Source organism: Dissulfurispira sp. (assembly GCF_036745535.1).
Taxonomy (GTDB): Bacteria; Nitrospirota; Thermodesulfovibrionia; order Thermodesulfovibrionales; family Dissulfurispiraceae; genus Dissulfurispira.
Genome location: NZ_DAIOFX010000066.1, coordinates 3,454 through 8,705, shown reverse-complemented (window position 1 = coordinate 8,705; position 5,252 = coordinate 3,454). Strand labels below are relative to the sequence as shown.

Annotated in this window: 5 protein-coding genes; all 5 read right to left on the bottom strand. The window is 41.7% G+C overall.

Annotation, left to right across the window (positions count from 1 at the left end; all coding sequences use genetic code 11):
• Nucleotides 1-136: 136 nt before the first annotated feature.
• Complete coding sequence (locus V7L97_RS09895; RefSeq protein ID WP_333655527.1) at nucleotides 137-508, bottom strand: DVU0772 family protein; 372 nt, start codon at nucleotides 506-508, stop codon at nucleotides 137-139.
• Nucleotides 509-534: 26 nt separating this feature from the next.
• Nucleotides 535-888: a hypothetical protein gene (locus tag V7L97_RS09890; RefSeq protein ID WP_333655524.1), complete on the bottom strand. Its 354-nt coding sequence runs from the start codon at nucleotides 886-888 to the stop codon at nucleotides 535-537.
• 52 nt (nucleotides 889-940) lie between these two features.
• Nucleotides 941-3,547, bottom strand: coding sequence for an AMP-binding protein (locus V7L97_RS09885; protein WP_333655521.1), 2,607 nt, complete (start codon nucleotides 3,545-3,547; stop codon nucleotides 941-943).
• A gap of 5 nt (nucleotides 3,548-3,552) precedes the next feature.
• A complete protein-coding gene (locus tag V7L97_RS09880) occupies nucleotides 3,553-4,083 on the bottom strand; it encodes a DUF6557 family protein (RefSeq protein ID WP_333655520.1) in 531 nt (176 codons plus the stop codon).
• Nucleotides 4,084-4,514: 431 nt separating this feature from the next.
• The coding region (locus V7L97_RS09875; protein WP_333655519.1) for a ComF family protein at nucleotides 4,515-5,252 on the bottom strand (738 nt) is incomplete at its 5' end.

The following is a 5,252-nucleotide window of genomic DNA, read 5'->3' as shown; positions in this document are numbered from 1 at the left end:
ATCTGCATTAAAAGAAAATAAAAATAACAATGAAAGAAAACAAACTAAAGAGAGACCCATTGCTCCATTTCTCATCGCGCCTACCTCCCCCAGATAGGATTCAGAAACGGTTACCTGTTTAAGTATATGGCTCTAATTACACTGCCCCCAGTTCTTTCTTAAGCCAATCTTCCACTTTTTTGTTAATCGGATACATGCCGAAGTATGCCTTGTTTTTATTTTCTTCCACGGCTTCGAGCAACAAATCCTGCGGGATTTCGTCTATCTGTGCCAGTGTCTCTGCATAGTCGGCAGCAGTATGTCGCATCAGGAAAAGAATTGGTTTTTTATCCATCGTATCTATATAAAAAACATAACCCTTTATTGTCTCCCTTGTTTTTATTCCCTCATCTGTTATCGAGTATCTCGGCTCCATTAAATCCTTTGGTTCGAGGTCCCACCTTATATGCTCTATAACAAAGGACTCCTTTTTTATATCATTTAATGATAAGACCTTACTGAACATCATAAATTAAACACCTCCGTAACTGCAACTTATGCATTGCCCATGGGACTGCCTGGATTGCTACTCCTGTATATCTCTGCTGCTGTTATGCCCACATCTTCGAGCATTTCCATATTCGCAGTATCTATTGCCTTTAATGGAACCTTCAACGCATCTGCAACCTGCCTCAGTGCCATCCCCTTTGCGTAATGCATCTCGGCAATCATCACCTTGAGTGCATCGTCCACAATATACCTCTTTAATTCTTCATCTCCGACATCAACAACGCTGCATGCCTCATTAAAGTTAAGACCGTTTTTCAGCCCTTCCCTTATCCTGGCCATAGCCTTCTCGTAAATCTTGCTCTCTTCAGGCGTGTATTCTTTATATTTAAGGTCTGACATGTGAACTCCTTTTGTTTTTTAATTCATTAAATTTAACACATCTAAAGAGATTTTATCTATTTTTTGACAGAGCTATCACCTTCTTTCTCAACTCTTCCGCAAAATACTGATATTCATCGATGCCCTCCGGCTTCTGCTGCATATCAATGTCTGATACGCCAATGGGCTCCCCGAAAAACACCTCTATTTTTGATGGCCTTATAAACTTCGCCCCTCTCGGCAGCGCCTCAAAGGTTCCCCTGATAAATGCAGGTACGACGGGTATGTCCATTTCCGCGGCAAGCACTCCTATGCCCTTTCTGAACTCCATCAAATTCCCGTTAAAAGAGCGTCCACCTTCAGGGAATATGCACAATGCTTTTTTATTTTTCAAAACATATGCTGACATCTGCAGGGCCTTGTTTAAATATATCTCCGGATCTATTGGAATGACATGGCTTATCTTTGCAAACCATGACCTGAGCCTTCCTGTAAAATACTTCTGGAAGCCGAGGAAATAAAGGCCTTTGAAGGTATTATAAGAAACAGACGATGCAATCACAAAACCGTCAAGGAAACTCGCATGGTTTGGCGCTATTACAAAAGGACCTTGCTGTGGAATATGCTCCTTCCCCTCCACCTTAAGACCGAAAAATAGTTTGAACAGAATCGTTTGTATGAAACGAATACTGTACGCTGCCGAAAGCTCTACGATACTGTAATGAAAACCTGCTTTTTCCTTGTCTTCCTTGAGTGGCTCCTTCTCGAGTATATCTTTCCACGATACAAGACCACCCTTCTTTATCCCTTCCCCGGATACCTGCTCTTTAAGCCTTGTGACTATATCCCCTACTGTCTGAACCTCTGACATAAATGTCTCTGGAAGGCTGACAGAAAAGGATGATTCGAGGGACGATACAAGCTCTATTCTTTTTAATGAATCAAATCCGAGGTCAAGTTCGAGGTTATCGGTGGACAGGATCGGGACAGCCTCAGCCATAAGCGCCATTATACAATCAGCAACCCTTCTGCCAACCTCATCTTCCATAAGGCCCCTGTCTTCACCTATTTTTTTCTCTTTACCTTCAGCCTTTAATATCTCCTTTATCATGAACCTCCTCAGCTTGCCGAGGGGTGTTCGGGGCAATGGCCCTGCATTCATGGTGTAGCCCTTAATCCTCATATATTCGGGCAGCTTCATAGAGACCCTATTTATTTCCCACTTTAGGGCCTCTGAAATATTTCCTATCAAAGACCTCTTAGCATATTCAAAGTCAGGGACTATCACTGCATGGAGCTGCCCTTCCATTTCTGTAATGCATACTTCTTTGATAAGTGGGATGGATGCATAGAAAACTTCCACATCCTCCGGATAGATGTTTTTTCCGGAACTCAAAACAATTATCTCTTTCTTGCGTCCTGTTATAAAGAGATAACCATCTCCATCCAGATACCCTGTGTCGCCTGTCAAAAGCCATCCATTTTTTATAGTATCATCGGTAGCAGCCTGATTCTTATAATAGCCCTTCATAACCATATGCCCCTTTACTATTATCTCTCCGTCATCGCTTACTTTTATTTCGACATCGGGCAATGACCTGCCTGCAGAACCCGGTTTTCTTTTTTCTGGGGGATTGAATGTAATAACAGGAGATGTTTCTGTGAGGCCGTAACCTTCGAGAACTGTAAAACCTAATGCCTCAAGGTCTTTCATTATAGACGGCTCAAGCCTCGCACCCCCGCTTGCAAAGAACTTAAGCCTGCCAAAGTTTTTGTGGATGGATTTGAATACAATCCTTCCCATGTTTAAACCAATTTTCGTTCTCATCATTTCGCACAGCTTCATCATCCATAAAACAACCCTCGAAAATAATTTTCTCTCCTTTATCTTTGAGACAATACCATTCCTTATCATTTCAAGGAGCCTTGGGACAGAAACCACAATGGTCACATCTCTGTCTTTTATGGCTGATATAATATCTGCTGCCTTTAAACCAGGCGAAAAAGTAATAGTTGCGCCTATAAAAACAGGGACAATGAATGTGCACATGAACGGGTATGTATGGTGAAGCGGAAGTATTGACAGGACATTGTCGTCATGTGTGACCACCTTTGCCTGAATGACAGCATCGGCATCAGAACAGAAATTCTTATGTGTCAGCATAACACCTTTGGGTTTTCCTGTTGTGCCTGATGTATAGATTATAGAGGCAATGTCGTCGGGAGAAACAGGTAAATGAGTGAATGGGTGAATGGGTAAATGGGTGAATGAAGCTGTATCAAGATTTATCCCCTTTATATCAGTTCCTTCTATAACCTTTAAGACATTGGCTTCTGTCTTCGAGCTATAAAAAACAATCCTCGTTTCAGAATCAATAAGCAGGTTTCTAATCTCATCACTGCCCAATTGCATATCGATTGGAACTGCAATTCCGCCGCACATCAGTATTGCCATATATGCTGCACACCATTCAGGCCTGTTTTCCGAAACTATGGCTATCCTGTCTCCTTTGTTAAGGCCATTGCTTATGAGAAGAGATGCAATGCTATTTGAGAGCAAGAAGAACTCTTCATAGGTCATCGCCTTCCATGAGCCGTCGAAATAATTAAATACAATGCGGTCTTTGTATTTTTCTGCAGAGGATTGAAAGATTGAGGGGATGGTATTATCCGATTCCATTTTTGCTATGCCTTTTTCACTTTTTCTTTAAGTCTCGTCATTACTTCTTCAAACGGAATGGTTTTTACCTTGCCGGTTTTAATATCCTCTACGCGCTTTTTAAGCTTATTAAGTTCTCTCCTGATTTTATTCTGGGTAAAACCCATAAAGGTCATTTCCCATAGGCAGTGAGCCATGATTTCCTCTTTTGACATCTTTTTGAGAACTTTTGGAGATACCTCGTATCCAAGCCATTTCGACCACGGCGTATACTCAAGACCGTATGATTGCCAAACATCCTTTTCCAAGCATATTCCGCTTACAGCAAAATATGCGTTTTTGCCTCTGCCGACTCTCCTTATATCAATAACCATACCTTCTTTATTATATCCGGGCCTCATCTGTTTTAAGGTCTCAAAAACATTCTTGTATCCGTTGATATTGCGCTTCTGATCCGGATAAAGCATTAGCAAGGCAGCTTTAACATCTCTGAAAACGCAAGCCTGCACTATATCTTTGAGAAATGTTTTTGATATTTTATCTTTATGTACTGGCATAAATTACAGTTGAATATAATGACTATCCAGAAGCACGCTGCGAGGGATTATCTTGCAAACAGCAATACAAGGTTTTAATCCACGCTCCAGCATAAGGCATCTAAAGCTAAAACATTTTTTAATTCAATGCAAGTCATTTCTCGCCGTCTTTATCCTGTTCGGTCTCATTCGAGTTTCTATATACACCCGGTGTTTCCCACACACTTAGTTGTTCCACCTCATTATAGGATTCTTCTGCGGGAGCCCTATTAATGCGCCCAAATTGCTGTAAGACACAGGTTTAATGTTCATGTGCTGTATCATTTCAGCAGTCGACATCAAAGATAAATCCACTTGGCTGTTATAAAAGAACTCGAGATTCATGATCCGGCCTATCCTTTTTGGACCGAGTCCTCTGGTAAGCAATAGAGCTAATATGTCTCTTTCCTTTATCATTGATTGTCAGTATCACGCCAGGACTTCACGCATGCCAGGCCTAAAACCTTTCTTGCCCCCTTCTCTTTTAAAAGTTTTGCCACCGTCCACATCGTTGAACCCGATTGATACAGGTCATCTATTAGTATGACGCTCTTTCCCTCAATATCGCCAGTGATTTCTATCGCTCCTCGCAGGGTTGCCAGCTTTTCAGCGAGCGGCAGGTTCTGAAGCTTTGGCGTCTCTCTCACTTTCCTTATCAACGCTGTGCCGTCTCTCTTTCCGGTTCTTGCAGCCAGCTCTTTCGCCAGTTCAACAGGTAGATGAAAAGTCTTCGACGGGTTAGGAGGGATAGGCATGATTATTTCAGCTTTTCGATAAATCGGGTGGATTTCGCACAAATTAGCGAGGGGTTCCACCAGCTGCGCACGAGCATCCGCATCCTGACTTTCCTTTGCCTTATGTTCGAGGCTGCCACACTTTGTATATCCTACTTCCTTTGTTATGAAATCCTCGCAAAGATTATAATCCAAGGCAAAACAATGATCTAATTCATCTCCAAAATATGTCTCAATATTGTCGCTCTTTTTCAATAGCACATGATTTTTGAACACGTCAAGAAGCTTTATTACTTCTTGTTCCTCTTCCCTTGTTAAAGAGAGAATTGCTGTGCATGTCCCTTTCAATCCATCCTTGAAATCAAACTCAATTTCAGGAAGATATTCCTTCAACAGAGGAGCATAGGTTTCACACAT